Source organism: Bradyrhizobium sp. 155 (assembly GCF_023101105.1).
GTDB lineage: Bacteria > Pseudomonadota > Alphaproteobacteria > Rhizobiales > Xanthobacteraceae > Bradyrhizobium > Bradyrhizobium canariense_D.
In genome coordinates, this window is the sequence record NZ_CP064704.1 from 5,855,059 (window position 1) to 5,881,779 (window position 26,721).

34 protein-coding genes and 3 pseudogenes are annotated in these 26,721 nt (G+C 60.6%); 20 read left to right on the forward strand and 17 right to left on the reverse strand.

Features of this window, described 5'->3' with window-relative positions; translation table 11 throughout:
- Positions 1–19: 19 nt before the first annotated feature.
- The 4 genes from IVA93_RS28275 to IVA93_RS28290 all read right to left on the reverse strand — a co-directional run bounded on the left by IVA93_RS28275 (position 20) and on the right by IVA93_RS28290 (position 2,843).
- Complete coding sequence (locus IVA93_RS28275) at positions 20–721, reverse strand: methyltransferase domain-containing protein (RefSeq protein WP_018454962.1); 702 nt, start codon at positions 719–721, stop codon at positions 20–22.
- 37 nt (positions 722–758) lie between these two features.
- Complete coding sequence (locus IVA93_RS28280; RefSeq protein WP_018454963.1) at positions 759–1,274, reverse strand: GNAT family N-acetyltransferase; 516 nt, start codon at positions 1,272–1,274, stop codon at positions 759–761.
- A 67-nt stretch (positions 1,275–1,341) separates the two neighbouring features.
- Entirely contained in the window at positions 1,342–2,289 is a 948-nt protein-coding gene (locus IVA93_RS28285) for a glycosyltransferase family 2 protein (RefSeq protein ID WP_026232850.1), read from the reverse strand.
- A gap of 62 nt (positions 2,290–2,351) precedes the next feature.
- Complete coding sequence (locus IVA93_RS28290) at positions 2,352–2,843, reverse strand: NUDIX domain-containing protein (protein ID WP_018454965.1); 492 nt, start codon at positions 2,841–2,843, stop codon at positions 2,352–2,354.
- 80 nt (positions 2,844–2,923) lie between these two features.
- Here IVA93_RS28290 and IVA93_RS28295 point away from each other — a divergent pair, with 80 nt between their 5' ends.
- Positions 2,924–3,805 (forward strand): metallophosphoesterase family protein, encoded by an 882-nt coding sequence (locus tag IVA93_RS28295; RefSeq protein ID WP_018454966.1) that lies wholly within the window; start codon positions 2,924–2,926, stop codon positions 3,803–3,805.
- 39 nt (positions 3,806–3,844) lie between these two features.
- Here IVA93_RS28295 and IVA93_RS28300 read toward each other — a convergent pair whose 3' ends face one another.
- The 3 genes from IVA93_RS28300 to IVA93_RS28310 form a co-directional block, all read right to left on the reverse strand.
- Positions 3,845–4,399, reverse strand: coding sequence for a hypothetical protein (locus IVA93_RS28300; RefSeq protein WP_018454967.1), 555 nt, complete (start codon positions 4,397–4,399; stop codon positions 3,845–3,847).
- 199 nt (positions 4,400–4,598) lie between these two features.
- Positions 4,599–4,805 carry a DUF4170 domain-containing protein gene (locus IVA93_RS28305; RefSeq protein ID WP_007595122.1) on the reverse strand — a complete coding sequence of 69 codons (207 nt, stop codon included), beginning with the start codon at positions 4,803–4,805 and terminating at the stop codon, positions 4,599–4,601.
- Positions 4,806–4,834: 29 nt separating this feature from the next.
- Complete coding sequence (locus tag IVA93_RS28310; protein ID WP_018454968.1) at positions 4,835–6,466, reverse strand: isocitrate lyase; 1,632 nt, start codon at positions 6,464–6,466, stop codon at positions 4,835–4,837.
- Positions 6,467–6,688: 222 nt separating this feature from the next.
- Here IVA93_RS28310 and IVA93_RS28315 point away from each other — a divergent pair, with 222 nt between their 5' ends.
- Complete coding sequence (locus tag IVA93_RS28315) at positions 6,689–8,134, forward strand: helix-turn-helix domain-containing protein (RefSeq protein WP_018454969.1); 1,446 nt, start codon at positions 6,689–6,691, stop codon at positions 8,132–8,134.
- Between the two features lie 138 nt (positions 8,135–8,272).
- On the opposite strand, the gene IVA93_RS28320 is transcribed toward IVA93_RS28315, so the two are convergent.
- Positions 8,273–8,566 (reverse strand): antibiotic biosynthesis monooxygenase, encoded by a 294-nt coding sequence (locus IVA93_RS28320; RefSeq protein WP_007607017.1) that lies wholly within the window; start codon positions 8,564–8,566, stop codon positions 8,273–8,275.
- Positions 8,567–8,795: 229 nt separating this feature from the next.
- On the opposite strand from IVA93_RS28320, the gene IVA93_RS28325 reads away from it, so the two are divergent.
- Complete coding sequence (locus tag IVA93_RS28325; protein ID WP_018454970.1) at positions 8,796–9,602, forward strand: hypothetical protein; 807 nt, start codon at positions 8,796–8,798, stop codon at positions 9,600–9,602.
- A gap of 164 nt (positions 9,603–9,766) precedes the next feature.
- On the forward strand, positions 9,767–10,108 hold the full coding sequence (locus tag IVA93_RS28330; protein ID WP_018454971.1) for a hypothetical protein: 342 nt from the start codon (positions 9,767–9,769) through the stop codon (positions 10,106–10,108).
- Between the two features lie 144 nt (positions 10,109–10,252).
- Here IVA93_RS28330 and IVA93_RS28335 read toward each other — a convergent pair whose 3' ends face one another.
- Positions 10,253–11,002 (reverse strand): DUF4145 domain-containing protein, encoded by a 750-nt coding sequence (locus tag IVA93_RS28335; protein ID WP_026232683.1) that lies wholly within the window; start codon positions 11,000–11,002, stop codon positions 10,253–10,255.
- A gap of 12 nt (positions 11,003–11,014) precedes the next feature.
- Positions 11,015–11,449 (reverse strand): PIN-like domain-containing protein, encoded by a 435-nt coding sequence (locus IVA93_RS28340; protein WP_247541858.1) that lies wholly within the window; start codon positions 11,447–11,449, stop codon positions 11,015–11,017.
- Positions 11,450–11,579: 130 nt separating this feature from the next.
- Between IVA93_RS28340 and tnpA the strand changes: the two genes are divergently transcribed.
- The 3 genes from tnpA to tnpC all read left to right on the forward strand — a co-directional run bounded on the left by tnpA (position 11,580) and on the right by tnpC (position 13,962).
- Entirely contained in the window at positions 11,580–12,008 is a 429-nt protein-coding gene (tnpA, locus tag IVA93_RS28345) for an IS66-like element accessory protein TnpA (RefSeq protein WP_018459013.1), read from the forward strand.
- The gene (gene tnpB, locus IVA93_RS28350) at positions 12,005–12,361 is read left to right on the forward strand and encodes an IS66 family insertion sequence element accessory protein TnpB (RefSeq protein ID WP_247295361.1); all 357 of its coding nucleotides are present in this window, start codon (positions 12,005–12,007) and stop codon (positions 12,359–12,361) included. The genes tnpA and tnpB overlap by 4 nt, the downstream gene beginning before the upstream one ends.
- Positions 12,362–12,483: 122 nt before the next feature.
- On the forward strand, positions 12,484–13,962 hold the full coding sequence (gene tnpC, locus IVA93_RS28355; protein WP_247789924.1) for an IS66 family transposase: 1,479 nt from the start codon (positions 12,484–12,486) through the stop codon (positions 13,960–13,962).
- A 133-nt stretch (positions 13,963–14,095) separates the two neighbouring features.
- Here the strand turns inward: tnpC and IVA93_RS28360 are convergent, their stop codons facing one another.
- Entirely contained in the window at positions 14,096–14,785 is a 690-nt protein-coding gene (locus IVA93_RS28360; protein ID WP_247371179.1) for a DUF433 domain-containing protein, read from the reverse strand.
- Between the two features lie 250 nt (positions 14,786–15,035).
- On the opposite strand from IVA93_RS28360, the pseudogene IVA93_RS28365 reads away from it, so the two are divergent.
- Positions 15,036–15,453: pseudogene (locus tag IVA93_RS28365) on the forward strand (hypothetical protein).
- 80 nt (positions 15,454–15,533) lie between these two features.
- Here IVA93_RS28365 and IVA93_RS28370 read toward each other — a convergent pair.
- Positions 15,534–15,854 (reverse strand): hypothetical protein, encoded by a 321-nt coding sequence (locus tag IVA93_RS28370; protein WP_371258507.1) that lies wholly within the window; start codon positions 15,852–15,854, stop codon positions 15,534–15,536.
- A gap of 472 nt (positions 15,855–16,326) precedes the next feature.
- Between IVA93_RS28370 and IVA93_RS28375 the strand changes: the two are divergent.
- The 3 genes and pseudogenes from IVA93_RS28375 to IVA93_RS28385 form a co-directional block, all read left to right on the forward strand.
- A pseudogene (locus tag IVA93_RS28375) lies at positions 16,327–16,479 on the forward strand (SOS response-associated peptidase); the annotation flags it as partial.
- Between the two features lie 195 nt (positions 16,480–16,674).
- Complete coding sequence (locus IVA93_RS28380) at positions 16,675–16,884, forward strand: hypothetical protein (RefSeq protein WP_018454200.1); 210 nt, start codon at positions 16,675–16,677, stop codon at positions 16,882–16,884.
- Between the two features lie 320 nt (positions 16,885–17,204).
- On the forward strand, positions 17,205–17,567 hold the full coding sequence (locus IVA93_RS28385; RefSeq protein ID WP_157642909.1) for a hypothetical protein: 363 nt from the start codon (positions 17,205–17,207) through the stop codon (positions 17,565–17,567).
- Between the two features lie 853 nt (positions 17,568–18,420).
- Here the strand turns inward: IVA93_RS28385 and IVA93_RS28390 are convergent.
- A complete protein-coding gene (locus IVA93_RS28390; protein ID WP_018454195.1) occupies positions 18,421–18,741 on the reverse strand; it encodes a hypothetical protein in 321 nt (106 codons plus the stop codon).
- 233 nt (positions 18,742–18,974) lie between these two features.
- Here IVA93_RS28390 and IVA93_RS28395 point away from each other — a divergent pair, with 233 nt between their 5' ends.
- The 9 genes and pseudogenes from IVA93_RS28395 (at position 18,975) to IVA93_RS41245 (ending at position 25,186) form a co-directional block, all read left to right on the forward strand.
- Complete coding sequence (locus IVA93_RS28395) at positions 18,975–19,559, forward strand: ATP-dependent DNA ligase (RefSeq protein ID WP_018454194.1); 585 nt, start codon at positions 18,975–18,977, stop codon at positions 19,557–19,559.
- Positions 19,560–19,646: 87 nt separating this feature from the next.
- Positions 19,647–20,006 carry a hypothetical protein gene (locus IVA93_RS28400; protein ID WP_018454193.1) on the forward strand — a complete coding sequence of 120 codons (360 nt, stop codon included), beginning with the start codon at positions 19,647–19,649 and terminating at the stop codon, positions 20,004–20,006.
- A 2-nt stretch (positions 20,007–20,008) separates the two neighbouring features.
- Positions 20,009–20,221, forward strand: a complete 213-nt coding sequence (locus tag IVA93_RS28405; RefSeq protein WP_018454192.1) for a hypothetical protein — start codon at positions 20,009–20,011, stop codon at positions 20,219–20,221.
- Between the two features lie 633 nt (positions 20,222–20,854).
- Complete coding sequence (locus tag IVA93_RS28410; protein ID WP_247371183.1) at positions 20,855–22,642, forward strand: adenylate/guanylate cyclase domain-containing protein; 1,788 nt, start codon at positions 20,855–20,857, stop codon at positions 22,640–22,642.
- A 171-nt stretch (positions 22,643–22,813) separates the two neighbouring features.
- Positions 22,814–23,377: a DUF5625 family protein gene (locus tag IVA93_RS28415; RefSeq protein ID WP_018454190.1), complete on the forward strand. Its 564-nt coding sequence runs from the start codon at positions 22,814–22,816 to the stop codon at positions 23,375–23,377.
- A gap of 372 nt (positions 23,378–23,749) precedes the next feature.
- Positions 23,750–24,043, forward strand: coding sequence for a hypothetical protein (locus IVA93_RS28420; RefSeq protein ID WP_026232680.1), 294 nt, complete (start codon positions 23,750–23,752; stop codon positions 24,041–24,043).
- Positions 24,044–24,162: 119 nt separating this feature from the next.
- Positions 24,163–24,560: pseudogene (locus IVA93_RS28425) on the forward strand (response regulator).
- 12 nt (positions 24,561–24,572) lie between these two features.
- Complete coding sequence (locus tag IVA93_RS28430; RefSeq protein ID WP_157158672.1) at positions 24,573–24,776, forward strand: hypothetical protein; 204 nt, start codon at positions 24,573–24,575, stop codon at positions 24,774–24,776.
- Positions 24,777–24,916: 140 nt separating this feature from the next.
- Positions 24,917–25,186 (forward strand): PilZ domain-containing protein, encoded by a 270-nt coding sequence (locus IVA93_RS41245; RefSeq protein ID WP_157642908.1) that lies wholly within the window; start codon positions 24,917–24,919, stop codon positions 25,184–25,186.
- 191 nt (positions 25,187–25,377) lie between these two features.
- Here IVA93_RS41245 and IVA93_RS28435 read toward each other — a convergent pair whose 3' ends face one another.
- From IVA93_RS28435 to IVA93_RS28450, 4 genes are read right to left on the reverse strand one after another with little or no spacing between them, the layout of a single operon-like run.
- On the reverse strand, positions 25,378–25,608 hold the full coding sequence (locus IVA93_RS28435; RefSeq protein ID WP_247541289.1) for a hypothetical protein: 231 nt from the start codon (positions 25,606–25,608) through the stop codon (positions 25,378–25,380).
- Positions 25,605–25,943: a hypothetical protein gene (locus IVA93_RS28440; protein ID WP_018454185.1), complete on the reverse strand. Its 339-nt coding sequence runs from the start codon at positions 25,941–25,943 to the stop codon at positions 25,605–25,607. The genes IVA93_RS28435 and IVA93_RS28440 overlap by 4 nt, the downstream gene beginning before the upstream one ends.
- The gene (locus tag IVA93_RS28445) at positions 25,944–26,210 is read right to left on the reverse strand and encodes a hypothetical protein (RefSeq protein ID WP_018454184.1); all 267 of its coding nucleotides are present in this window, start codon (positions 26,208–26,210) and stop codon (positions 25,944–25,946) included.
- Positions 26,211–26,264: 54 nt separating this feature from the next.
- Positions 26,265–26,504 (reverse strand): hypothetical protein, encoded by a 240-nt coding sequence (locus IVA93_RS28450; RefSeq protein ID WP_018454183.1) that lies wholly within the window; start codon positions 26,502–26,504, stop codon positions 26,265–26,267.
- Positions 26,505–26,721: the final 217 nt, after the last annotated feature.

Genomic DNA, 26,721 nt, shown 5'->3' on the forward strand with positions numbered 1-26,721 from the left:
TGGGGCGGGAGGCGCTGCTTCAGCGGAATGCAAGATAGAGATTGGACGATAGCGGGCCGAGCGACAAACCGGTGTAGCCCACAGCCGCGGACATGGGGTTGGACGACTTGGCACTCGCAGACTCGGCAACCAGCGCGGCGAGCCCCAGCAGCCGTTTTCGCGTCATCAGGATCAGGTTCTGCTCGTCGGTCCATTCCGACTTGCCGGCGATCATGCAGGCGATCCTGAAGGTGCCGTCCAGATAGTGCGCCAGCGGGATGGCCGTGTGGTGCTCAACCGGAAAGAACCTGTTGGGCACCGTGATGAAGACCCGCCGCGCGACGCGGCCAAGCTCCTCGACCAGGAGCACCTGGTTTTCATGGCTGCCGGCATGCTCGAGCACGGCATTGGACGTCGCGACGTCGAACGCATTGTCGTCAAACGGCAGCCGTGTATTCGGTTCGATCTGCACGTAACGGCAAAGCGGAAAAGCCGCCTTGAACCCGATACCTTCGCCGAGCCCGCAAGCCGTGATCTTGTGCTGATGCGGGTAGCTTCGCTCCAGCACGTTGGCGCCGTCGTTGATCACGTCGGACACGCCGACATCCAGGATCTCGTCCGCCGAGGACGGCTGCATCTGGGCGATGAAATCCTGGTAGATGCGGTCGCGCGCCGCGATCAGCAGCTTTTCCGCCGTGCTCCCGGACGCCACTTCCCGGTAATATTGCTGATCGACCGGCACTGCCCTACCTTCATGTGAGCTTCGAAGCGAGGGCGCGTCAGGTTCGCGTCTTGCTCCAGTCGGGACCGACCGGCCCCGATACGCCTTCGAACGCGCCCTCGACCAACTCGATGACGAGGAGCCGGCTGTAATCGACCGGGCCCGGCATGGTGACGCGTCCCTTGGGGACTTGCTTGAAGCCGACGCGGCTGTAATAGGGTTCGTCGCCGACCAGCAGCACCAGGCGATGGCCCTGCGCCTTGGCATCCTTCAGCGCGCGCTCGAGCAGCAGCCGGCCGACGCCGCGGCTGCGGAACGGAGGCTCGACCGTCAGGGGCCCGAGCAGCAACGCCGGCGTGTCGCCGACGCAAATCGGCAATTGCCGGACGGATCCGACCAGCAACGTACCGACGCGGGCGGTGAAGGATAGATCGAGCACATGGTCCACGTGCTCGCGGATGCGGTACGCGCTGAGCACGAAGCGGCCCGGTCCGAAGGTGCGTTCGTGCAGCCGCTCGATCGCCTGAGCATCGCCGACGGCTTCCGACCGGATGGTGAGGGAAAGATCGTTCATCGCGTCGGCGGGATATCACCTTGGAGGGCAGCGGTCCATACGATTGCGCCCGGCCCCCGGGGCAATTTCAGCTCCGCCCGAGCGGTGGTTGGGACAGGTAGGCGAGCATCTTCATTTCCCGCCGCCCGCGCGTCACGGTGTCGAGCACGAGCCCCGACGAAGCCGAAAGCAGCGCCATGATCATCAGACCCATGGAAAGCACGGCGGTCGGCAGGCGCGGTACCAGGCCGGTTTCGAGGAAGGTGATCACCACGGGCAATCCGAAAGCGATCGACAGCAGCGCGAAGACGATGCCGATCGCCGAAAAGAAGCGCAGCGGCCGCTCCAACCGGTTGAGCTTCAGCATCGTGTTGAAGATGCGCAACCCATCCTGCCAAGTATTGAGCTTGGAGAAGGAGCCTTCCGGGCGCGCATAATAGGGCGTCCCGACCTCGGCGACCGGCAGCGACAATTCCAGCGCATAGACCGCGAACTCGGTCTCGATCTCGAAACCGCCGGACAGGACGGGAAAGGATTTGACGAAGCGGCGGGAGAACACGCGGTAACCGGACAAGATGTCCTTGAAGGTGTGGCCGAAAGTCGATGCCAGGAAACCGGTGAACAGCCGATTGCCGATGCGATGACCGCGCCGGTAGGCCGCTTGCGATTGATCGACACGCAGGCCGACAACCATATCCAGATGCTCGTCGAGGAGCTGGTCGATCATGCGCGACGCGCTCGGCGCGTCGTAGGTCGCATCGCCATCGACGAGCACGTAGATGTCGGCTTCGATGTCTGCGAACATGCGGCGAACGACGTGGCCTTTGCCCTGGCGCCGTTCGCTGCGCACGATCGCTCCCGCCTCGCGCGCGACCGCCGCGGTACGGTCGGTCGAATTGTTGTCGTACACGTAGACCTCGGCCGCAGGCAGGGCCTTGCGGAAATCGGCGACGACCGTCGCGACGGCGGCTTCCTCATTGTAGCAGGGCACCAGCACGGCGACCCGAAATGGCCATGACGTCGTCGATTCAGACAATCTTCATCCCTCGTCCATGCGCCGACACCGCAGGCGCGGCGATCTACTAGCACGGGCAGCCATCATCGCCACGTCGCAATCCGCGGCCTGCCGTCCAGCACTTCGGCGATCCGCAGCCGCGTGCCCGGCGTGGTCCCTTCGGGCAGCGCAGTGACCGCGAAGAATCCGCACTCCGCGATCTCGCGGTTGGGCGCGGGCAGGCGATCCTGCTTGAACTGCCTGACGACGTAGACCGCGACATGGTCGCGGCGGGAGACGTGGCTGTTGAGGAAGATGCCGTGCAGCACGGCGTCGCCGGTGAGATCGATATCCCCCTCCTCCTTGAGCTCGCGGCGCATCGCGTGCTCCATGGTCTCGCCGAGATCGACGCCGCCGCCGGGCAGATACCAGCCCGTGACGTAGCTGTGCCTGACCAGGAACACCCTGGTGTCGGCATCCACCACCACGGCGCGGACGCCGAGCGTCATCCCGCGGACCAGCAGGAAATAGGCGTGGAAGATTCGCCGCAGCAGCGGCTCGAATTTCCGTCGGACGCTGTTCAGACGTTCCCCCATCGGGCTCCCTTGATGCCCCGCTTGCACCTAGCCTGCGACCTTGCCATTACAGCGGACGAATAGCGAGGCAATCGCCCCCCATGGCTCCCTTCACGCTCGCCCATCTGTCCGACCCGCATCTGCCGCCGCTGCCGAAGCCGCGGCTGATCGAGCTCGCCGGCAAGCGCGCGTTCGGCTATGTCAACTGGACGCGCAACCGTCACAAATACCAGCGCCGCGAGGTGCTCGACGCCCTTGTCGCCGACGTGAAGGCGCAAGGTCCCGACCACATCGCGGTCACAGGCGATCTCGTCAATCTGGCGCTGGAGGCGGAGTTCGCGCCGGCGCGCGCCTGGCTCGACGGCGTCGGTCCGCCCGACCGCGTCACCACGATTCCCGGCAATCACGACGCTTATGTCCGCGCTACCTTTCATCGCTTCGGCGAAACCTTCGCGCCCTATCTTGCGGGCGACGATGGCCGTATCGGCTTTCCGAGCCTGCGCCGGCGCGGGCCGCTCGCACTGATCAGCCTGTCCACGGCGGTGCCCACCTTGCCGTTGATGGCGACAGGCGCGCTCGGACGCGAACAGCTCGCGGCGCTCGAAGAGGTGCTCGAGCGGCTCGCAACCGAGGACGTCTTTCGCGTGCTGCTGGTGCATCATCCCCTGAAGTCCGGCGCGCGCCACAAGCGCATGACTGACTCCGCCGGGCTGCTGACGCTTTTGAAACGCCACGGCGTCGAGTTGATCCTGCATGGACACGACCACATTCATTCGACGATGTGGTTCGAGGGACCCAACGGCAATATTCCGGCCCTCGGCGTGCCGTCGGCCTCCGCGCTCGCGCACGGCCGCACCCCGGCTGCGGCCTACAATCTGTTCACGATCGAGAAGGACAACGCCGGCTGGCGTTGCGAGCAGACGGTGCGGAGCCTGGGGGTTGGACTTCAGATCGGACAGATCAAGCATGTGAGATTGATTTGAGGCCGCCCGTCATTGCTCGCAATGACGACGGCGAACGTCTCACCAGCTCCGCAGCGCCGCGAGCACGGCAACACCGAACAGCGCGGCGGCGCCGAGCACAAATCCGAACACGAACGGCCACACGCGCGAGCGGCGCCGCGGCGGCGCTAGCTCGGGCTTCGGCTCGGGCGGGACCACCATCGCATGCTCGCGTTCGATCATGCGGCGGGCGACATAATCAGTCACGGCCTCGACGATGACAGCGGTGTCGTGCGATTCGGCGAGCACGATGCGGCCGAAGCGGGTGTCCTGCACGAAGCGGTACATTCGCTTGTCACGCCCCATCAAGATATGCGCGACGACGTCGATCCAGAGCCTGGGCGTGTCGCCCTGGCTGATGCCACGGTCGAACAGGTCGATCTGATCGGGCACCTGCGCGAACAGGGGATCGAGCGAATCGTTGAGGATCTCGAGCCGCGCCACCTCGGCATCGCGCAAATCGACGACGACGCCGGTCCGGTCGGCGGCCTCGATCCGCGCGCGCAACAGCGCATCGCGCAGCCGCACCGGGCGCGGCTGGCTGGGATGGATCCCGCTGGTCTCGGGCTCTGACATTGGCGGCCTCGTCCTCACTTGGCGGGATTAACCTATCAGCAACCAAAGTGTCCGCAAAGGGCCTACAATTCCAGTGACTTACGACGCCCACAAGTCTTTCACCTGTGCCAAAAACAGACGGTCCCACCCGGCTTGCGCCGGATGGGACCCTCCGTCCTTGGACGTCTTCTTATTCAGATTGGCATGCAAGTTCAGATTGTCACGCCGAGACCCGCGACGGCTCTTCCACGATCGAGAAGCGGACGCCCGCCTTGTGGCGGTTCTCTTCCGAGACCGAGCGCCAGGCGTCCTCGGCCTCCTTGCGGGTCTTGAACGGACCCTGCACCTGGGCCGAACCTTCCACGAGCTTGTGGAAGTTCATCGAACCGAACTCGCCGCCGATCACCCAGAAATTGCTGTTGGTCATTGTCGTCTCCTGTCGATTAGCGTGATGCGTTAGCCGAACTGGTTCATCGTGTTGTGGGCACCGCCCGCCTTCAGGGCAGCCTCGCCGGCGAAGTATTCCTTGTGGTCGTCGCCGATGTCGGAGCCGGCCATGTTCTGATGCTTGGCGCAGGCGATACCCTGACGGATCTCGGCGCGCTGGACGTTCTTGACATAGCCGAGCATTCCCTGGTCGCCGAAATATTCCTTCGCCAGATTGTCCGTCGATAGCGCCGCCGTGTGATAGGTCGGCAACGTGATCAGGTGGTGGAAGATGCCGGCACGCTTGGCCGAATCCGCCTGGAAGGTACGGATGCGCTCGTCGGCTTCCTTCCCCAGCGGCGTATCGTCGTATTCCGGCTTCATCAGCTCGGCACGATTGTACTTGCTGACGTCCTTCCCGGCTTCCTTCATGGCGTCGTAGACCTGCCAACGGAAGTTGAGGGTCCAGTTGAACGAGGGCGAGTTGTTGTAGGCCAGCTTCGCGTTCGGAACCACCTTGCGGATCCGGTCGACCATCTTGGCGATCTGCTCGATATGCGGCTTCTCGGTTTCGATCCAGAGCAGGTCGGCGCCGTTCTGCAGCGAGGTGATGCAATCCAGCACGCAGCGGTCTTCGCCGGTGCCCGGGCGGAACTGATAGAGATTGGAGGGCAGGCGCTTCGGACGCATCATCTTGCCGTTACGGTTGATGATGACGTCGCCGTTGCGGGCGTTCTCCGCGGTCACTTCCTCGCAATCCAGGAAGCTGTTGTACTGGTCGCCGAGGTCGCCGGGCTTGTGGCTGACCGCGATCTGCTGGGTCAGGCCGGCACCGAGCGAGTCGGTGCGGGTCACGACGATGCCGTCTTCAACGCCGAGTTCGAGGAAGGCGTGACGGCAGGCCCGGATCTTGGCCAGGAACACCTCGTGCGGCACGGTGACCTTGCCGTCCTGGTGGCCGCACTGCTTTTCGTCCGAGACCTGGTTCTCGATCTGGAGCGCGCAGGCACCCGCCTCGATCATCTTCTTGGCGAGCAGATAGGTGGCCTCCGCATTGCCGAAGCCGGCGTCGATGTCGGCGATGACGGGCACGACATGGGTCTGGAAGTTATCGATCTTCTCGATCAGCTCCTTCTCTCTGGTCTTGTCGCCTTCCTTGCGGGCCTTATCGAGGTTGCGGAAGATATCGTTCAGCTCGCGCGAATCGGCCTGACGCAGGAAGGTGTAGAGCTCTTCGATCAGCGCCGGCACCGAGGTCTTCTCGTGCATCGACTGGTCCGGCAGCGGGCCGAACTCGGAGCGCAGCGCCGCGATCATCCAGCCGGACAGGTACAGATAGGTGCGATCGGTCTTGCCAAAGTGCTTCTTGACCGAGATCAGCTTCTGCTGGGCGATGAAGCCGTGCCAGCAGCCCAACGACTGCGTGTACTTGGTGGGGTCGCCGTCGTAGGCGGCCATGTCGGCCCGCATCAGCGCCGCGGTGTAGCGAGCGACGTCGAGGCCGGTCTTGAAGCGATTCTGCAGGCGCATGCGGGCGACGGCCTCGGCCGACACCCCGTTCCAGGTCGGCTGGGTCTCAAGGAGCGACCGGGCCGCCTCGACCTCACTCTGATACGAGGCAGGGGCCTGGAAGGTGCTGATGCCGCGGGGCTGGTAATTCATGTGCCTGATCCTTTCACGACGATGGCACCGCCATCGACATTCTTGACAATGCATTGCGAGATGCGTGTCAGAAGCTAAACGCGAGAAAGCCTAGCTCGTATAGTAGTCTTGTATTTGAATGGTGATGTCATGTAACATAGGTGATTGTAATAAATGTCACTTTGTAAAACTTGTAAAGAATATAGGTCAGTAAGACTGCCTTACGACTTTGGAGACCTGAGAATGCCCGCCGGATCCGGTAAGAAGCTCTTCGTCGGCCCGCGCTTCCGGCGGATCCGGCAGCAATTGGGGCTGTCGCAGACTCAGATCGCCGAGGGGCTCGGGATCTCGCCGAGCTATGTCAACTTGATCGAGCGCAACCAGCGTCCGGTGACTGCGCAGATCCTGCTACGGCTGGCCGAAACCTACGACCTCGACCTGCGCGACCTCGCGACCGCCGACGAGGACCGCTTCTTCGCCGAACTCAACGAGATCTTCTCCGACCCGCTGTTCCGCCAGATCGACGTTCCCAAGCAGGAACTGCGCGATCTGGCCGAGCTTTGCCCCGGCGTCACCCATGCGCTGCAACGGCTCTATGCCGCCTATACCGAGGCCCGCCAGGGCGAGACGCTGGCCGCGGCGCAAATGGCCGACCGCGACGTCGGCACCCGCTATGAGGCCAATCCGGTCGAGCGCGTCCGCGAGCTGATCGAGGCCAACCGCAACTACTTTCCGGAACTCGAGCAGGCCGCGGAGACTCTGCGCGACGGACTGAACGTGCCGGCCGAAGAGCTTTATGCGGCACTGGCGGCACGGCTGCGCGAAAAGCATTCGATCCAGACCCGCATCATGCCGGTGGACGTGATGCGCGAGACGCTGAGGCGCTTCGACCGCCATCGGCGCCAGCTCCTGATCTCCGAACTGGTCGACCCGCCCGGCCGCGCGTTCCAGCTCGCCTTTCAGCTCGGCCTCGTTGAATGCGCGCAGCATCTGGAGACCATCATCGGCCGCGCCGGCGCGCTCGACGACACACCGCGCCGCCTATTCCGGATCACGCTCGGCAACTACTTTGCGGCCGCGGTGATGATGCCCTACCCGGCCTTCCTGGCCGCGGCAGAAGCGTTGAACTACGACATCCATCTGCTGGCGCAGCGCTTCAATTCCGGCTTCGAGCAGGTCTGCCATCGGCTCACCACCCTGCAGCGGCCGAACGCGCGCGGCATCCCGTTCTTCCTCTTGCGCGTCGACAATGCAGGCAATGTCTCGAAGCGATTTTCGTCGGGCACGTTCCCGTTCTCGAAATTCGGCGGCACGTGTCCGTTGTGGAACGTGCACTCGACCTTCGACACGCCTGACCGCCTGCTGAAGCAGGTGATCGAGCTGCCGGACGGCACGCGCTATTTCTCGATCGCGCAGATGGTGCGCCGCCCCGTCGCGCCGCACCCGCTGCCACAGCCGCGCTTCGCCATTGGCCTCGGCTGCGAGATCCGTCACGCCGCGCGCCTCGTCTACGCTGCCGGCATCGATCTGGAGAAAACGGAGGGCACGCCGATCGGCGTCAACTGCCGTCTCTGCGAGCGCGAAAACTGCGCCCAGCGCGCCGAGCCGCCGATCACGCGCACCCTGATCCTGGACGAGACGACGCGGCGGGTGTCGAGCTTTGCATTCTCGAATGCGAGGGAGCTGTAAAGCACACCGCTGTCATGCCCCGCGAAGGCGGGGCATCCAGTACGCCGCGGCCTATCGGTTCAATCCCTGCCGTCTCGGAGTACTGGACGCCCGGTCAAGCCGGGCGATGACAGTTGAATGTGCGGCTGCACCCAATCCCTACGCCAGCGTATGCACGATCACCGGCCCGGCGGCGGCGCGGGCGTCGCCTGCAAGCAGCGCGCCCAGATCCTTCTCGATCCAGGCGATCGCACGCCTGTTCGCCTCCTCCGCCTGCTCGAATTTGTCGAAGATCGAAATCGCCGTGACCGTGTCGTCACCGGCATAGACGACGTAATAGGCGCGGAAGCCGTCGACGTCGCTGATGATCGGAACGGCGCCTTCCTTGATACGGCGCGCCAGCTCTTCGGCGCTCCCGCTTTTTGCCTTGGCCTGACGGATGGCGGCATACATGGCATCCTCGCTTCCGGCTATCTGGTTTGAGGGCTTGGTGCCCGGACCGCATGCTACGCCGAAGCGCGCGGGCAATCCACGCTTGGTTAACTCGGCGCTAATTCAGTTCCGCGATCCGCAACGATCGATTAAGCACGCCTCAACATCGCTGCCTTAGTCTCGCCCCACTCACTTTTCGCAAACAACGGCGGCTTATTCTGCCGCGTGAAGTGACATCAGGGGGTTCATCATGCGCATTGCGTTGCTGCTGACCGCGACCATTGTCGGCGCGCTCTTTGCCAATCCATCCCATGCCGGACCGCTGGATCCGTCCTCCGGCGCAGCGCAGGCGTTACCGCCGGGCTTCCAGAGCTACCGCGGCTACATGTTCGACCTGTCGGAGAATTCCGACCGCAAGGATGTCGACAAGCTCACCGACAATGTGAAGAGCCAGATCGACGTGGTCGAGGCTGCCGGCCTCTCGCCGCGCGTGCTGCGCTTCTTCCGCACCGTCCCGATCATCGCCAGCGAGCTGGCCTGCCTCGACGAAGGCGCCGCGACCGCGTGCTACGGCCGGGTCACGCCTGACATCCAGCGCACCGCTCCCCGCACGCTGACGGTCTGGGACCCCAACAAGCAGCGCTGGAGCAATCCGAACGCCGTCGACCTCGCGGTCGATTCCGGCCTCGGCGTGATCATGCTGCGGCCGGATATGATGCGTTACGAAAAGGAAGCGGTGCTGCTGCACGAGCTCCTGCACGCCTACCATGCGCGGCTGTTGCCGGACGGCTACGCCAACAAAGGCGTGATCGGCTATTACGCCTACGCCAAGTCCAAGGATCTCCTGCCCAAGGAGTCCTATGCGCTGAAGAATCACATGGAATTCTTTGCGGTGACCGCCAGCATCTTCCTGGCCGGGAAGAGCGAATTCCACGACCCGAAGTCGCGCGAGGCGCTCAAGGAGAAGTTGCCGGACTATTACAAGTATCTGGTGGGGGTGTTCGGCTTCGACCCCGATCCGGCAGCTGCGAGCGGCCCGGTCGCCTCGCTGAAGTAAGACAGACAGCGCAAAACCAAGGCAGAGAGCCGCGCGCACAGCGCGGCTTTTTTGTTTTGGTCACCGGAAGCTGCGGATGACGCGCGGCCGGGAATTGCCAAGGTGGGGCCCGATCTGCATAGTCCCGCCCGCATCGATACCGTTTTCGAAGAGGATAGAACAACATGGCGGACGCCGACCTGGATGTCGTGATCCGGCAACTGGCCAGACAGCTGCATACGGGCCTGATGACCCGCGCCAAGGAGCGCCGGGATCGATTCAACGGCCTTGCGGCCAAGGCCAAGGGCAAGGAGACCGGCGACCGCTTCAAGATGATGGCCAAGGCCACCATGGAGCAGGCCGTTGCCGCCGCCAAGCGCCTGCAGATGTCCGCCGACAACGTCGCCGACAGCTACGCGCGGTCGATGCGGATCGCCGCCAGCACACCGGTCGCGGTGAAGGTGGAGAAGAAGGCGCCCAAGGAAAAGCCGGTGAAGAAGGCGAAGAAGGCCAAAACCAAGAAGTAGGAGCGCACTTTCTTCCTTCTCCCCTTGTGGGAGAATGGATAGTCTTAAAATGTTAGAAACTTCAATTAGTTACGGCGGTGATGTCCCTATAGTGTCCTTATCAACCTTGGTTCCAAAAAGCCGCCGGAGGCGGTCGCACGCCCGCTACCCACGCTCAGGCGGGGTTGGCAAAATGCCGCCGAACATCTCCGCGAGAGACTTCCGAGGTTTCTTTTTTTCCGCCTGCCGCTCCTTGAACTCTTCGTGACGGTCAGTGAGATCGTAGACGTATTCCGTGATCGCATTGACGAACACCTGCAAGTCTTCGGCATCCTCACGCGAAACGGTGATGTCTTCTGGATGAGCTACCAGATTTCGAATTGCGTGAAGACTCTGGCTCCATTCATATAGTCGCTCATCGATGATTTTTCGGTCATGCAATTGCCGGATGCCCTCTCCAAGCATGAGGTACTTTTTCCGACTTGGCTCACCGGGTGACGCTTCCGGTTTGCTGTCTTTCGGCTCAAGAAGGTCTCGACACAATGCTTCGAGAGCCCGTCCAAGCATCATGCAAGCCGCAATGTTTGCACCCACTTGGAGAGACAGATCAGCTTCGAGCAAAGATTGGCGGAGCGTTCTCGGTATGCGGTAGCTCGTAAATGATTTCGGAGGGTTAGGGTAAACTCTAACGATATCGCCGAAGGTGTCGTATTCAGAGCCCTCATAATTTTGGAACTGCAACTGTTCCGAACGCCCCACCAAGACAATTTTACAATGGAGACATTTGCCAACTGAGATGCGGTGACCATATGGCTCTCCTGCGTCATCGTCGAAGTATGAACTATCGACGTGGACTCCCTGTTCGGCCCCTACTTTGGCTTTGCAACGCGGGCAATCGATGATGAAGGTCGTCATGTGGTAATCAGCTCATCTTTCTTTGGTCGGGACAGCCATCAAATCGAAAAGCGTGAGTTCGCGCGCAGGAGGTGGAGACTCTGTCTTCTTAGTTGCAGGGGACTTGCGAACAGGGCGTTGTGGCCTTGCGTTACGCTCTAGCTTCAGCTTCTTCGGATCATCAGTAGATACTTTGCGCAGCTTGGCCTTCTCATTCCAGCTCAGCGGAACGTGCCAGAACGCCGGTGCCTTACCTCTCTTGATCCGGTCAGCTATAGCAGGCCAATGATGGATTAACAGGGAGCACTTGCGAAAGAAGTTCCACTGGCTCCATTTTCCGTCGAAGAAGAACACAAGCATTCCGGCTTGGATCAGCGCCAGCCTCTCGTGCGGCACATGTCTCATCTCGGTGTCACCTGAAATGATTACCCTGCCTCCGGCCGCAGCAAATCTTTTGATCCAAGGCACATCGTTCTTCTTGAGGTAGTCATCATCGCCTGGTTTTGGCGTGTACTGTGTAAGCGCTGTTCAGCGGCCACCTACCGGATGACGGTGTGATCTGCGAGTCTGCGGTTCGGTTTGGACCGTTAGGCTTAGAATGGACACAGTGCATACTGCTATCACGGAGCCGGTGCGGCGGCTCGAGGTCTTCACCGGAGCCGGTCGTCGGCGGAAGTGGAGCGACGAGGACAAGGTGCGGATCGTCGCGGAGATCGTGGCGAGTGGCGACTCGGTGTGTTCCGTGGCTCGACGGCATGGATTGTCGCCGCAGCAGCTGTTTGGCTGGCGACGTCAGTTGCGAGAAGCAGCAGGCGGTCATTCCGAAGCTAACGAAGTACAGTTTGTGCCGGCGGTGGTGGACGCAGTGGTACCGGCGCCAAGTGCTCACCGGGAGCGCAAAACGGTGCGCAAGGCAGATAGCGGGATCATCGAGATTGAAGTGGACGGCATCACGATCCGAGCCGGTCGTGGAGCGGATACGGCGATGATTGCGTCGATTGTCCAGGCGCTGAAGGTGAGCCGGTGATCGGTCCGTCAGGTGCGGTCCGGGTGATGGTGGCGACCAAGCCGGTAGACTTCCGCAAGGGCATGGAGGGTCTTGCGACCCTGGTGCGCGAGAGCATGGGTGCAGATCCATTCTCGGGAGCTGTCTATGTGTTCCGGGCCAAGCGGGCGGACCGGATCAAGCTGGTGTTCTGGGATGGAACGGGCCTGTGCCTGTTCGCCAAGAGGCTTGAGGATGGGACCTTCCGCTGGCCGAAGATCGAGGACGGTGTGATGCGCCTGTCGGCAGCGCAATTGTCGGCGCTGCTGGAAGGACTCGACTGGCGGCTTGTGCACGAGGCACGGGGGACGCCGGCGCCAGCGCAGCCCGGGTAGTTGTTGGCAGCGCTGCGGCGAAGTGAATCAGGACCGTCGGATGCGTCGCCAGATGGCGGCGAATATGCTCTGATTTGGCTGTGAGCGACGTCCTGCCTGACGATCCGGAGACGCTGAAAGCGATGCTGCTCGCCGAGCGGTGCGAGAGCGAGCGGCTGCGTCAGATCATCAAGGAATTGCAGCGGCATCGGTTTGGCCGACGGGCAGAGACGCTGCCTGAAGACCAGATGCTGCTGGGCCTGGAAGACGTCGAGCAAGTCGCAGCGTACGGCGAGACGGCACAGGACATCATTGCACCTGAAGGCCGTGATGCGCGAGCTCGCAAGCGCCGGGGCAACCGTGGCGCCTTGCCGGCGCACCTGCCGCGGATCGAGGTCATCGTCGACATCGAGGACAGGACCTGTCCCTGCTGCCAAGGCGAGTTACATCGGGTCGGCGAGGATAGAAGCGAGCGGCTGGACCTGGTCCCGGCGCAGTTCCGGATCCTCGTGACCCGGCGGCCCAAATACGCCTGCCGGGTTTGCGAGGATGGCGTCATGCAGGCGCCAGCTCCGGCTCGGCTGATCGAGGGCGGACTGCCAACGGAAGCAACCGTCGCACAGGTTCTGGTGTCAAAATATGCCGATCACCTGCCGCTCTATCGGCAAGCGCAGATCTATGCCCGCCAGGGCATTGAGCTCGATCGTTCAACGTTGGCGGACTGGGTGGGGCAGGCAGCCTTCCATCTGCGTCCGTTGCATGAGCGCCTCCTAGGCAAGCTTAAGCAACGGCCAAAGCTGTTCGCCGACGAGACGACGATGCCGGTGCTCGATCCCGGCCGTGGGCGCACCAAGACCGGTCAGCTCTGGACCTATGCTGCGGACGACCGGCCGTGGGGCGGCGCAGATCCGCCCGGCGTCGCCTATGTCTATGCCCCCGATCGCAAAGCCGATCGACCGATCGCTCATCTGGCAGGCTTCAAGGGGATTCTGCAGGTCGACGGCTATGCCGGCTATGGCAAGCTCGCCGAGCGTGGCGATGTTCGGCTTGCATTCTGCTGGTCGCACATGCGGCGTAACTTCTACGAGCTTGCCACACCCGGTCCGGCGCCCATTGCGAGCGAGGCGCTCAAGCAAATCGCCGAGCTCTATGCCGTCGAGAAGGACATCCGTGGCCGCAGCGCCGAGGGGCGCCGTCTCGTTCGGCAACAGAAAAGCCGACCGCTGGCGGAAGCGTTCGAACGGTGGCTCCGCGCCAAGCTTGCGCTGATCAGTCAAAAGGGCAAATTGGCAGACGCAATCCGCTATGCGCTCTCACGCTGGGAGGGCCTGACGCGCTTCATCGATGATGGCCGTATCGAGCTCGACAACAACGCCGTCGAGCGCTCGATCCGTCCGATCGCACTCAACCGGAAAAATGCACTGTTCGCTGGCTCCGACGGCGGCGCCGAGCACTGGGCCATCATCGCATCCCTGGTAGAAACTTGTAAGCTGAACGACGTCGATCCCCTTGCCTTCCTGACTGACGCGCTCACCAGGATCGTCAACGGTCACCCAAACAGCGAAATCGATCAGCTGCTTCCCTGGGCCTATCGCGCGCAATCCCTCAAAGCCGTGGCGTGAGAACGACGCTTACTGTACTGTACGGCGCTTGCGATCTCAAACGCGCCGATCTTCCGTTTCAATTGCCTCTCGTTGGCGAAAGTCTGGAAGACTTTGACCATTGCAATCGGAACGTTCTCGTCAAATGCTATTTTCAAGCGGCCTTGCGCAATGCTTGCTCAAATCTCATAGCTTCGCGGACTTGTCGCTCCGGCACTTCAAATATGTCGGCTACAAATGCGGCGCTGCCTTCGACTTTGACGGATTGTGCCAATGTGGCGGTGGGAATACGGCTCTCCTTCAATATCGGTCGGCCGAATGAAAAATGTGGATGTACGATTACGTTGGGTGCGACCTTGGGTCGGGGTCGCCACAGAATGGCATCGCCCTCGGGGTCATACGTAACGTCGTCCTTCAACGACTTCATTACGACCGCCAGCATCTCGAAATTTTTAGTTCTAAGATCATAGATGCTAACGCCATTGCGTTGGGCAATTTCGGCAACGATCTTCTTGCCGTCCGTTCGGAATACTGTGTGTGTGGCGAAGGGGTGCGGATGTTCTAGCGTTTCCTTAACCTCGTCCATGATCTTGCGGATTTCGCGCAATCCAACTCCCGCGCTCGCAAATGTCGCGACGAAACGTAACTCCATGAGGTTTGTGAAACTTACAGCGACCTTGCCGCCGACACGGCCAAGCTGATTGTCAATTACGGCCGCCTGCTTGCCGGCGTGTCCCTCAACCCAGACCCGAACAACATCCTGTGGCGCTTGCACAAGCTCGGCGGCCTCAGGGATCGTATAAATCCCCGTTTCCAACAAGTCCGGTTCAGAGCTTCTTTTCATGAGACGAGGGCGTCCTCCCGGTATACGAGTGTCTTCTTATGCACTAAATCTAGCCTTGTTAGCAACCCAGCACAAGGTCTGGGCGGGGCAGCGCCACGACAGAGCCCCTTTGCTTAGAGTAGACTTCCTGGCGACTCCGCTAGAGCCCGTCGCCGCAGCTATCTACACCCACGACGCCCGGTAGCCCGCCCCCCGGTTCGATCCCCAACAGATTGATAATTTGCGTACCGACCCGCGCTTTCATGATGTCTTGGGCACCAAATCACGAGAGACCATCTACGGCGGTTCGGTCCAAGCATCAGCCGAGCGGGCCGCCGACGCGCGCAAGGTGGCCGACCGCCTCGCTTGCGAAGCGTGGAATAAACGCATGCTCGGCTTTCAGGGACCCGCGCAGCCGTCCCCGGCGCTCGGCGACGTGCTCAACGCCGGTTACCTGTATCTTGAAGTGAAATACCTCGGCTGCGACACCCATCAGACCATCGCGCTGGATGACGTCCGACGGCCCAAGACGACGCCGATCCCAAGAGTTGGAGCGGTACATGCGGTGCAAAGGATTGTTCGGAGGTGCGGCGCTAATCCGTGCAAGCGCAGCCATCTCGTCGCACTGCGACCGACGAAGATTTCAGCGAGCGACCCCGCCGTCGACGTGGTGGCCGGGAGAGTGGTGAAGTGCCTAGCTTGGGCGTCTTACTGAACTCCGGCCGACTCTTCAACAGCGTGCTCGTCTTCTCCGCAGCGTCATGCGCTTTTATTTAGCAGCAGACTTCCTCAACGCTGGAATTTCTAAGCCGCGAGACCCGACCGATCCATTCGAGCCGATGGCGATCACAGTTTGGGTGTCGATACCAGGCGTCCAAGATGGAAAATCGGCCGCCGAGATCGTCTTGATCCGGTCGGCATGCAGTGACCAGTCACGCAGAGACTGTAATGCGCAGAATTTTCGCTTTGCTGTCTCGGTGGCCACCCCCTCGTCGGCGGCGTCGATCTCGATAGAACTCTGGCAGACCTCGCGCTCGCGGCCGTTATTGCCAAGCACGTCTTTCATGAAGCAGACGAGAAATCGTGACATGGGAGCCTCCTGCTACGCTGTTGCTACGCCGACCGGCCACTACGTCCGCGTCAGCAACTCGCTCGCATTTGCTTTCATATTCGGTTTGCACATTCTAGGCTGTGGCCTCAGTTCGCCTTCGATCCAGCCCAGCGCCCCGGAGTTCAACGGGTCAGTGTCCACTGCATTTGGTCGATGCGACCGCAGCTTGTGCAGCGGAGTGTCCAGTGCTCAAAGCCCGCGCGGGCCGCAGCAATACGCTGGACTTCCATTGGAGCTTGGCTAGCAAGCACCTGCGCCTCATGCTTCGGCGCTGCGGCAATATAGGTTTTGGAGGCTCGGACATAACGCACCCGCTTAATAGGCCGGGAGCGCAACACTCTCAGTCACCGAACGCAGCCAAGGGGTCGAGGCGGTGATGCTGAAAGGGTGCGCTTTGTGGGGCGGCCCCGCAAGTTAATTCGGGTCAAGCAGGGCGCGGGGAAATGATGGCGTGTGCAATCTCTATTGGATCACCACGAACCAAGAAGCCGTCCGCGCGCTGTTTCGCGTGATCAAGCGCTACGTCGGCAACCTACCGCCGATGCCGGGCGTGTTTCCCGATTATCCGGCCCGACCGCCGCGCACAGGCGGTCCACCTGTCACCATATCCGCAAAACGCGCCCAATTTGGCGATGCCACGGGCTTGCTTTAGTTCGTTCCCAACCCGGAACGCGATGAAGCAATAGTCGCGGGCGTCGCACATTTACAACCCGCACAGCCATTGGAGGTACTAATCTCATCGACTGACACGACGAAACATATTTCATTCTTAGTTCAATATGATCTGCGGGGGCGAAAGATGTTTGATGTCTATCGCAATGACAAGCGCGACTTGCTCGTTCTAAGTACAGGCTCTGCCGTACCCGTGCTTTACTCTGCACATAAGTGGCGCAAGAGCAGAAAAAGAGTTCTCAAGGTCAGCGACGAAATCAAGTCAGCCGTTCAGGCACGGGGCTATTACCTCCGCAGCCTGCGGGCGAGCAAGGAGCGAATGATCGAGGTCGAGTAGGGCCGCCGGCCGGTGTTCTCCACTTGCGATCTCTATTTGATCACCACCAACCAAGCCGCCGTCCTAACGCTCTTCCGCGTGGTCAACCGCTACGTTGGCAACCTTCAGCCGATGCCTCTGGCAGCAGCCACCATAGCCCTTGATTTCGGGGAACCGCGACCTGACCACCTGAGTTTATTCGCGGGGCGGACATGGAGGTCACCCCATGTGGACGCTACTAGTACTGATTGGAACCGTGCTGATGACTATCGTCGTCGTCCTCGGTCTCTTTAAAGCGGCTGGGCTGAAGCGGCTGGAAGATTTGATCCCCACAAAGACGGATGATCCTGACCGTCTCCGGCAGGAGTAAGGCCGCCTTGGCGGCCCTTGTCCACACCACGACAGGCAGTAGCTCGCCGCCGATCCGACCTCCTACCAATCGACAATTTGCCAGCCGCGCGTGGCCCCGCTTTGATGGCGGCATGGCGACCGTCCGCATCCGCAAGCATGAAGCTGTGCCGCAAACCGGCAGTTACGAAGTCTGCTTCGGCGACGGTCGGCCGAGCGTCTATTTCTATTGGGACGATATCGCGGGACGGCGGCTCGGGCCTGACCGGCTGACCGGGGCAGAAGCGCTAGAGAAGGCCCGGGTACTCGCGAGAGCGGAGTCTAGCTCGCTATCGAAAGACGAAATGAGCAAATAGGAACGAGAACTGCGGGCGGTTGTTGAAGGGCCGCCGGTTCCCAGCCCAAGCCGTCGGAGCGGCCCCGGCCCTAATCAGAGTTCCCTTGAAGCCGCCAACAGAGGCCCGCCGGGCGTGAACCGCCAAACGAAATGAAATAGGCCGCCAACTGAGGCCGCCTCAATGCCTTGTATGGTACCTCACGATGGCCACTCGGCGCGCGTGCTCCCAGACTTCCAAATCGTGGCCGTCGAGCAACTTGGCGGCTTGCTGTTTAGCCTCATCCTCATCCGCACAATTCAGTTTATGCACGCCGATGATATGCCCCTCATCGTTGAGATGTAAGCGCGGTAGTCCATGACATTCGTTCCATAAACGGAACGATTATGCCCGGCGACGGGCCGCTGAAGTCAAATCAGGCGATTGTGATTTGCGGCGGAGCAGCTAGGGCGAGCGGTCAGTTGGCGGCCACCGACTTTTACTCTTTACTCTCGGTCCAGGTCTGCTCACCGCACTGGCACTTGAACATGCGAACGATCCCACCGGTCTGGGTGTTGAGCATCTTCGCCGCAAAGATCGGCTGGCGGCCACACTGATTGCACGGCTTCACTGGATTTGGCTGATAGCTGGAAAAGACTTCGTTCTTAAAATCGCGGTCCACAGTGCTGCCCTCGCGGAGGACTCACTAAGTACCAGAGTGTACACAAGTTCCAAGTAGCCTAAGTTATAGGCGCCCCCCGAAAAGAGAGCAGCATCAGGCCGTCAACTGAGGCGGCCGTACTTCTAGGTGTTCCGCTTATAAATACACGCGCGAGGAACGAACGAAGATTTATTAAAATCACAATCTGTTCTCGCCCGGAGAACAGCGGGGCCGTCAGCGTGAACCGGCACGCAAAGAGGCCGCCAGCGAGGCGGCCTCTTGTTGCGCGCCGAAATGCCAAAACTGGCTACATGCGGCCGCCGCGACACGTTTCCCTATAGCGGCGACAGTTACCTTCACCTTGCTCGCCCAACCGATCCTTGTTGAGACAGGCGGATCGTAGCTCGCCGCAAACATCTTGCCGGACGGGCCGTTGGCACGTCTCGCGATAGCGACGACAATTTCCTTCGCCTTGCTCTCCCAGCCTATCCTTGTTTTCGCAGGCAAGGCGCAATTGTTCACATTGTCCACCGCCTCTCGCCCGGCGGCCGTCATCCACCCGGACCCCGCCAGGTCCGATTTCGATAGATTGTGAAAAAGCTGAAACTGGGAACACTGAAAGAGCGGCAACGGCAGCCATTGCGAGTGCTAGTTTGCGCATGTCTTACAACTCCTTGGCGATCAACGCCGTGGGACTCAGATGACCCTAGCTGAATGGGAATGCCCTTGATTGCCGGTTGTTCCCTACTCCCAAAACGCGCGCAAAGGCCTATCTGTGGCAAATGCGTATGGCGTACGAGCTTTGCTTGGCGAGTGCCGGCAAGCAGGTCCCGTCAGGACCGGACTGGATTCACGAAATCAAACACGACGGCTACCGGATGCTGGTCATTCGGGAGAACGAGCGCGTGCGGCTGTTCTCTCGTAACGGCACCGACTGGACCAGGCGTTATCCATGGATCGTCGAGGCGGCGCTTAAGAACCGGCAGAAGCATTTCGTCATCGATGGCGAGGCCGTGGTGCTCGGCGTCGATGGCGTCTCCGACTTCAACGCGCGGCACAGTCGCAAGCACGAGCACGAGGTGCAGCTCTACGCTTTCGATGTTCTCGCCATCGGAGGGGATGATCTCCGGCAGCTCCCGCTACACCTGCGCAAGACCAACCTGGCGCGGCTGCTGGCCCGCCGGTCAGACGGGATCACCGCCGCGCCGTTCGAGCGCGGCGAGATCGGGCCGGAGCTGTTCCTGGCGGCGTGTCGCATAGGCCTTGAAGGTCTCGTGTCGAAGCATCGCGATCGGCCATATCGCGGGGGCCGACAGAAGCACTGGCTCAAGGTGAAGAACCGCAGCCATCCCGCGATCGGACGGGAGCTTTGAAGGAACTGGTCGACCGATGGCGTGGGCCGAGCCCACGGGAACGATGAGCCAGCAGCGTCATTGCACCTTCTGAGTAGGAGTTGCGTCATGCGTCATGCGCCGTCGATCGTGCCGCTGGATCGCCTCGACCGGGACATTTACCTAGTACTAGAGGACTTCGGCGCCCGAGCCGGCTGCTCCTGGCGCGAGACCGACGAGCAGGACACCGATCGCGAGACCGTGCTCCGCGACCTCATCTCCGGCCAGTATGCCTATCCGGTCCGAATCGTCGCCTTCAACGCCATTGAGGGGTGGTCCCGCGACGCGACCGGCGAAGTCGCAGATGAGCTTGGTGAGCGCGCCGCCGGCAACACCGAGATCACGCCGGCCTTGCGGGCCTTCATCGAAGCGAATGCTCTCCGGCCCTTTGCCGTCCAACTGGCGCTTCCATTACCCGGAGCTGCTTGAGCATGGCGTGCCTGACCCCCGCCGAGAAGATTGAGCAGAGCTATGACGACGCCATGATCGCGCTGGCCGACTATCTCACGCGCGACTGCGATGCCGAGATCACCGTCGACCGGCTGCTCCGCATCCTCGATCGCGACAGCCTCCGAGATGGTATCACTGAGGTCTTGGTCGATGCGCGGGTGCATCCTAGGCCGAGGGCGGATGTGCAGGAATAGACGGAGCGGCCACGCGGCTTACCGGCTGAAACGGAACAAATAGCACACCTATGGTTCCGGTGACTCTGACCTACGCTGGTGCGAGAGCCGTTGTGCCTCCTCGTTCTGGACCTGTTCAAGCAAATCGAGGGTGGCGGCAAGGCCACCGTAGGTTCGGGACACGTTTATAAGCAGGTTGGCGACCCGCTTTGTCGTACCTTCAATGTTGGCGCGTGTTCGATATTCAGCCGCGAGTTTGCGGCACTGTTCAGAGCTTTGCCGTGCTGCCGTGATCATCCACACCCGCCCACATGTCCCAAGCGCATGCTTACCGATTTGGATTTCTCAGTGCACGTCAAATCCGACTGAAGAACTACATACGAAGGTTTAGACGCTGCGATTGCAGCCGACCGAACAAGGGCGCGGGTGTCCGCATGGGCGAAGAGCTGAAATCCCAAGTGAATGAGCACCGCAAGCGACTGCTGCCGATCAAAAGCGTCGGTCTAGCGCTCAACTGCAAACTTCCGGTCTACCGCTCTGAGCCGACATGTAGCGGCACCGCCCCAACGGTAGCGATGGGCCAAAAACCGACTTTGCCTGGATAGGCAGCTTAGCTAGCCTGTCGTATAACTCTACGCAAAGAGGCCCGGTGCCATGGTGCAAGATCGCCCAGCGCGGATCGAACGCAGGTTGTCAGCGATATTGGCCGCTGACGTCGCAGGCTATTCCCGGCTCATGCATCATGATGAGGAGTCTACGCACGCCAAGTTGACGGCGCTCCTAATGGAAGCTGTTCACCCAGCAATCGCTGAGCACCAAGGCCGCATCGTGAAGAACACGGGTGATGGTTTTTTGGCAGAGTTTCCCAGCGCGGTCGAGGCGGTTCGGGCTGCTGTACAGTTTCAGACACGCATCGAGGAACTTACGATCAGCGAAATGGAAGACACGCGGATTGCTTTGCGCGTGGGAATCAACATCGGCGACGTAATCGTCGAGCCCCATGACATCTTTGGAGATGGCGTCAACATTGCGGCTCGGCTTGAGAGTATCTCGGAGCCGGGAGGCATCTGCATTTCCTCGTCTGTCTACGAACACGTGCTTGGTAAGGTCCATGTCGAGTTCAGGGATCTGGGCGACCAAAACTTCAAAAACATCACCCGTCCCGTCCGGACCTATGCAGTGGGCTCACGGAAGGCCGGCGCGTCAACACAGGTCGCCCGCGCGAAGCCGGACGTGCTTTCACCTCCGCGCCTATCCATCGTTGTGCTGCCGTTCACCAACCTAAGCGGGGATCCTGACCAAGATCATTTCGTTGATGGTGTAACTGAGACCCTGACGACGGACCTGTCGCGCATCTCGGGCTCATTGGTGATCGGCCGACACACAGCATTCACCTTCAAAGGGAAATCGATCGATGTGAGGAAAGTTGGCCGCGAGCTAAACGTTCGCTACGCGCTTGAGGGTTCGGTGCAGCGAAGTGGCAACCGGCTTCGTATAAATGCGCAGCTTGTCGACGCCTCAAGTGGAAAACACCTTTGGGCCGAGCGATTTGACAAGCCGATGGCCGATCTCTTCGACTTGCAAGATGAAATAGTTTCGAGACTCGCCAATACGCTGAATGCTGAGCTTATCGCGGCAGAAGCGAGGCGCGCGGAAGGTTCTTTGCACCCTGACGCACTGGACTTGTATTTTCAAGGCATGGCCCGTTTGAACCGGGGCTTGACGCCATCCCATATTACGGAGGCACGCATGTTTTTCAAACGTGCCTTGGAAATTGATCCCGAGAACGTCGATGCATTGGCGGGCATCGCTTGGGTTGACTTGGGAAGCGCCGGTCTTCTCGTCGTTGACGACTTCGAGGCACGTTTGTTTGCTGCCGAAGCTGCGGTGACAAAGGCACTTTCCTTGGCGCCACGCCATCCCCTGGCCCGCCTTTGTCTCGCTATGGTATATAGCATTACTGACGTAGCGAAATGCATCGCCGAATGCGAGCACGCGTTGGCGTTGGATTGCAACTTGGCCGAGGCCCATGCTTTTATGGGCGCAGCCAAGACTGTTCTTGGTCGCGCTGTCGAAACAGAGGCTCACGTACAGCATGCGCTGCGCCTGTCTCCCCGCGATGAGGCTGCACACCGATGGATGAGCTCGGTCGGTTTGGCCAAACTGCACCTCCAGGAGTATGAGGAAGCAGCGAAGTGGTTCGATGGCGCCCTAAAGCGCAATCCAAATTCGCCGTTCGCGAAATTCTTTCTTGCTACCGCGCTTGCCTACCTTGGAAGGGAGGACCAGGCGCGATCAGCCGCGAAAGAGGGCTTAGCGCTAGACCCCGCTTTCACTATCCGCCGCTTCAAGTTTCATCCCTTGCGGGGGAGCACTAGTTTCATCGAGGGGAGTAAGCGGATTGTTAGAGGCTTGCGTATGGCGGGGGTACCTGAAGGGTAACGTCCGCTCAGGGTCAATCGCGTCGGTATGCATCTAAGTTAGGGACTTCCGGTCCACCTCGGCACCGGACATGTCGTAGCACTGCGCCAACTCACGCCACGCGCCAGCAGCGAAAGTTGCGGCAGACCGTCGTTTACCTAAGGTTAGGCACTGCTGCCTCACAACCAATGGATGTTTGGGCAATCGTGGCATCGAGCACTTTGTGCGGTACTGCTCTTCGTTCTGGCCGTCGGCGTCTTCCGAATTGCGGGAGGCTGGGCATACGGCGAGCCTCCGTATGTTCAATACTTAAAATGGGCGCATCACGACATCCCGCGATTTACAGTCCCAGCGCGTCTGATCGAGGCAACACCCTTCACTTTTCAAGCCCAGATCATCGGAAAGAAGCGATATGAGCTGAACCTCGTGGTCTATTCCACCGGACCAAGGGAGGAGGCTGCTCTTGAGGCTCTGCTCGGTGGTCCCATCGCACAACCGATTAACGCAGGATTGCCCCCGGGGAAGCTGCCGACAAAGGTTCATGTAACCGTTCAGGATCAAGAGCGGCGCGTGGTGTTTGATCAGACCCGGAGTTCGGACGGGATCGTCGCACGGACAGCTTTCTCGCGTGCTCGTGAGCTTGCCTTACTGCCTTTGGATGAAGGCCGTTACACGGTCACTGTCACGCCCTTGAGCGACATGACGGCATTGTCTCCATTTCGAACGGAAATCGAGGTCACTTACTCCGGGAAGTAGTGCCCGCGCAAGCGCAGGAAAGCCAGCTATGGGTCACAAGCCGCCGAACTGGCGCCCGGCTGCAAACTTCCGGTCTGCCCTTGTGAGCCGACATGCAGCGACACCCCGACAACGGAAGCGACGGGCCAGAGGGCTGCCTTCGGCCGCTCCCATGACCTCAGTCGGCTCACCTCCCGAAAGCCGACTTCACAGCCCTCGGAGCGAAGGTCCGTCACGAAGCAGACCGTTCACGCGGCAAGCTCATCTTCATCTTTGGTTTCTCTTGCTTGGACTCGCCTTAGAACCAACTTGCCGAATTTTCCCGAACGTGGTTACGACTTCTTAGTTGCTTCTCACTACCGTACGAGGCAACGGTTCAGTTGCCCATGCGTCATGACAAAAGAACAAGAAAGCCGACGGGTCACCTTTGAGCACCGCTTGCCAGCGCAAATGATGGCGATCGATGGCACCTGGCGTCGTTCGTGTAGCCTCAAAGATGTGTCTGAAGTAGGTGCTACCCTTCAAGTTGAAGCGACGATTGAGGGGCTAGCCTTGAAGGAGTTCTTTCTCCTGCTCTCCGAGACGGGGCTTGCCTATCGCCGGTGCCAGCTTGACCGAGTGAATGGCGAGGAATTGGAGGTCAGCTTCCATCGCCAAAAGTCTAAGGCGACGAAATCTCCAGCTTAGTCCATCGCGCCTGCCGAACATCTCGCATGCCAAATTTTCCCGGACCATGGAACCTTTCGCTTCTGTACACTTTGTAACATCCAGTGAAAGTGTGAGTACTGGGGGAAGCCTTGACGGAAATGCCATCCATCCTTGTCATCGAGGATGACGACGCGATCCAGAGCCTCGTTGAGGATGCGCTGAACGAGGGGGCTTCGAGACCGCTGTCGCAAGTACCGGCGAGGAAGCCGTGACCCTCCTTAAAGGGGGGCTCGTTACATACCGCGCCCTCGTGACTGACATCACTCTGCTGGGAAGGTTCAACGGCTGGGAGGTAGCGCGCGCAGCACGTGAGGTCGATCCGAGCTTCCCTGTGGTCTATATGTCCGGGGTGGCCGCTGACGAGTGGCTGGTACAGGGCGTTCCCAACAGCATAATGCTTCAGAAACCGTTCGCGCCCGTGCAGCTCGTGACGGCAGTTTCCCACCTCCTCAACGGCTGCTTGAGTCCCAAAGCACCAAACGAACCCTCCGGCTAGCTTGGTGCTCAGATGGCGCGATTTTTCTTCGGCCTTTGCGGTACAGAAAACGTCAATGATCCCGGCGGCCTCGTCTTTGAGCACGAAATAGATGCCTTCCGTGCGGCTCAAAGACTTGCTGAAGAAGTAGCAAGCAGCCGACCCCATTTGAGAGAAAATACATGGGTGGTTGTGAGTCGGAACGATAGCGCCAGCGCATATTATCTGAGCCTTTAACATCATCCCCGATTGCCATTCCGTAACATGCCATTACGAACCGGCGACGGCTTGCCGAGTACACAGCGCAGTCACCCCAGGAAGCCACTCGAAATCAGGACGGAAGGAAAAAGATGAACGGCCCTCGGGGGAGTATCCCGATGTTAGAACGTCGCGCCTCAAAGCGGCTTTCAATTAATCAACCCGCGCTGCTACGCTTTCGCGACATTCGTGGAGTCCATCCATGTGTTGTGAGAAATCTCAGCGAAGAAGGAGCTTGCCTTAGCTCTCCGGTCCGCATTTTCGCCGATGAGCTTGACCTGTCGGTTGACGGGTTCAAGAGTACTCTGAGGTGCCAAGTTGTGTGGAGAGACGAGCATCTGTATGGCGTAAAATTCCAACGCGGGAAACACACATGTGTCCCCTTGTGATGCGGCCTTGGCGCGGGCTGAGCAGCACTTTCGGCAGAGCAACCAGTGTGCTGGCCTGTGGCCTCCTGACGGATAACGCCCGAATGTCCGTTGAGGGTCAGACTCGGAAGTCGAACTACGCAATCGTTCCCACAACAGCAGACTAACAGCGCTACGAACTCCTTGATGCGCTTAGAGTCATGATCGGCCAGTTAGTGCAGCGTCGCGGACGGCCGCTCCGTCATCGCCTCGACAAATTGCCGCAAGCGATCCATCGCTTTGCTGCGCCACGCCTCCAGCTCGACGGTGTATTTGCGCAAGGCCGCGCGAAATTCTTCCCCGTCGATGTCAGCGCCGCCTGCAAGCAGCCGGCGCGCATAGGCAGCTAACGCAAGATCGCGATGGCGGCATAGCTCGGCGTTTGCGTCGTCCAATACTTTCATTTTGTGCCCCGCTTCACAGCCAGTCGCCAAAAATTTCCGCCTTCACCCGGCCGAATGCCGGAGTTTTGCGCGTCGGTATGCCAAATCGAACCCGCATGTGTGACGAAGGTCCCCGGCGGATATGTCCGCGATGCATCCCAAATGCCCAGGTAACGGAGTGTCGGGCGCGACTCGAGTTCCTGGATCCGCTGTCTCAGCGGCCTGATTGCCGCCAGGACGAAATCGCCGATCACTGGTGCCAGCGATTTGACGAGGCCTTCGATCTCGGCTCGCCGCTGGGGCGAAACCTGCGCTTCGATCGCACGGCGCTCTTCGAGAGTTGGGAGGTTTGTCATTTACACGTGCTTGATGTTGGGAGCTTTCCCATGGCGTCGCTCATACGCAAGCGACAGCCGAGCTTGCTCGCGGACCAGCGCGCGACACGCGCGCATGTTGTCGGGATCATCGCGGTGCCACAGCAGTTCGCGGATGCGCTTTCCGAGCCGAGCGATAGGAATTAGGTCGTCAATTTCGGCCGGAAGTCGAACCACCAGGCCCGCTGCTTTTTTTGCGGCGAACCGTCGCCCATATTCCAGCTCGCTCGCAGTCAACCGGACGACCATTTGTCCTGCCCTCAACGTGGTTTGATCTCGACCTTCTCATAGCAGATCGCGATCTCAACCCTCGTTACGCCGTAACCCTGCGAGTTTCCGCAGCGCCCGTTTCAACGCTTTCGAGAGTTCTTTCCGATCCGCCTCGTTCCATTCCTGCAGCACGCCCTGGCTGCGAAGCCAATCTACGTCGCTCCCGTCGAGATCGAGCGCGATCCGCACGGCGCCGATCGCCTGGCGCGCGCGGTGCTCCCGCATGCGCTGGGCGGCGGCCGTCGGTGCAAGGTGCGCCTTCGCCTTTTTCACGGTGAACCTCCCGGGCTAAATGCCGTCACAGCGGGCAACCCCCTTTTAGGAATTTGATCCCATTGCATAAGGACCAGACGGTGCGGTTCTCGGGGCTTTGCAGGCCGGTTTCGAGTCCACCCCCCCCCCGGTGACCGGCTTTCGATCCGCCAACTGGCGTCCTGCCGCAGGCCCGCCCTTGGCGTCGGGCGAGCGACCGAGTGACTTCAGCCCGGAA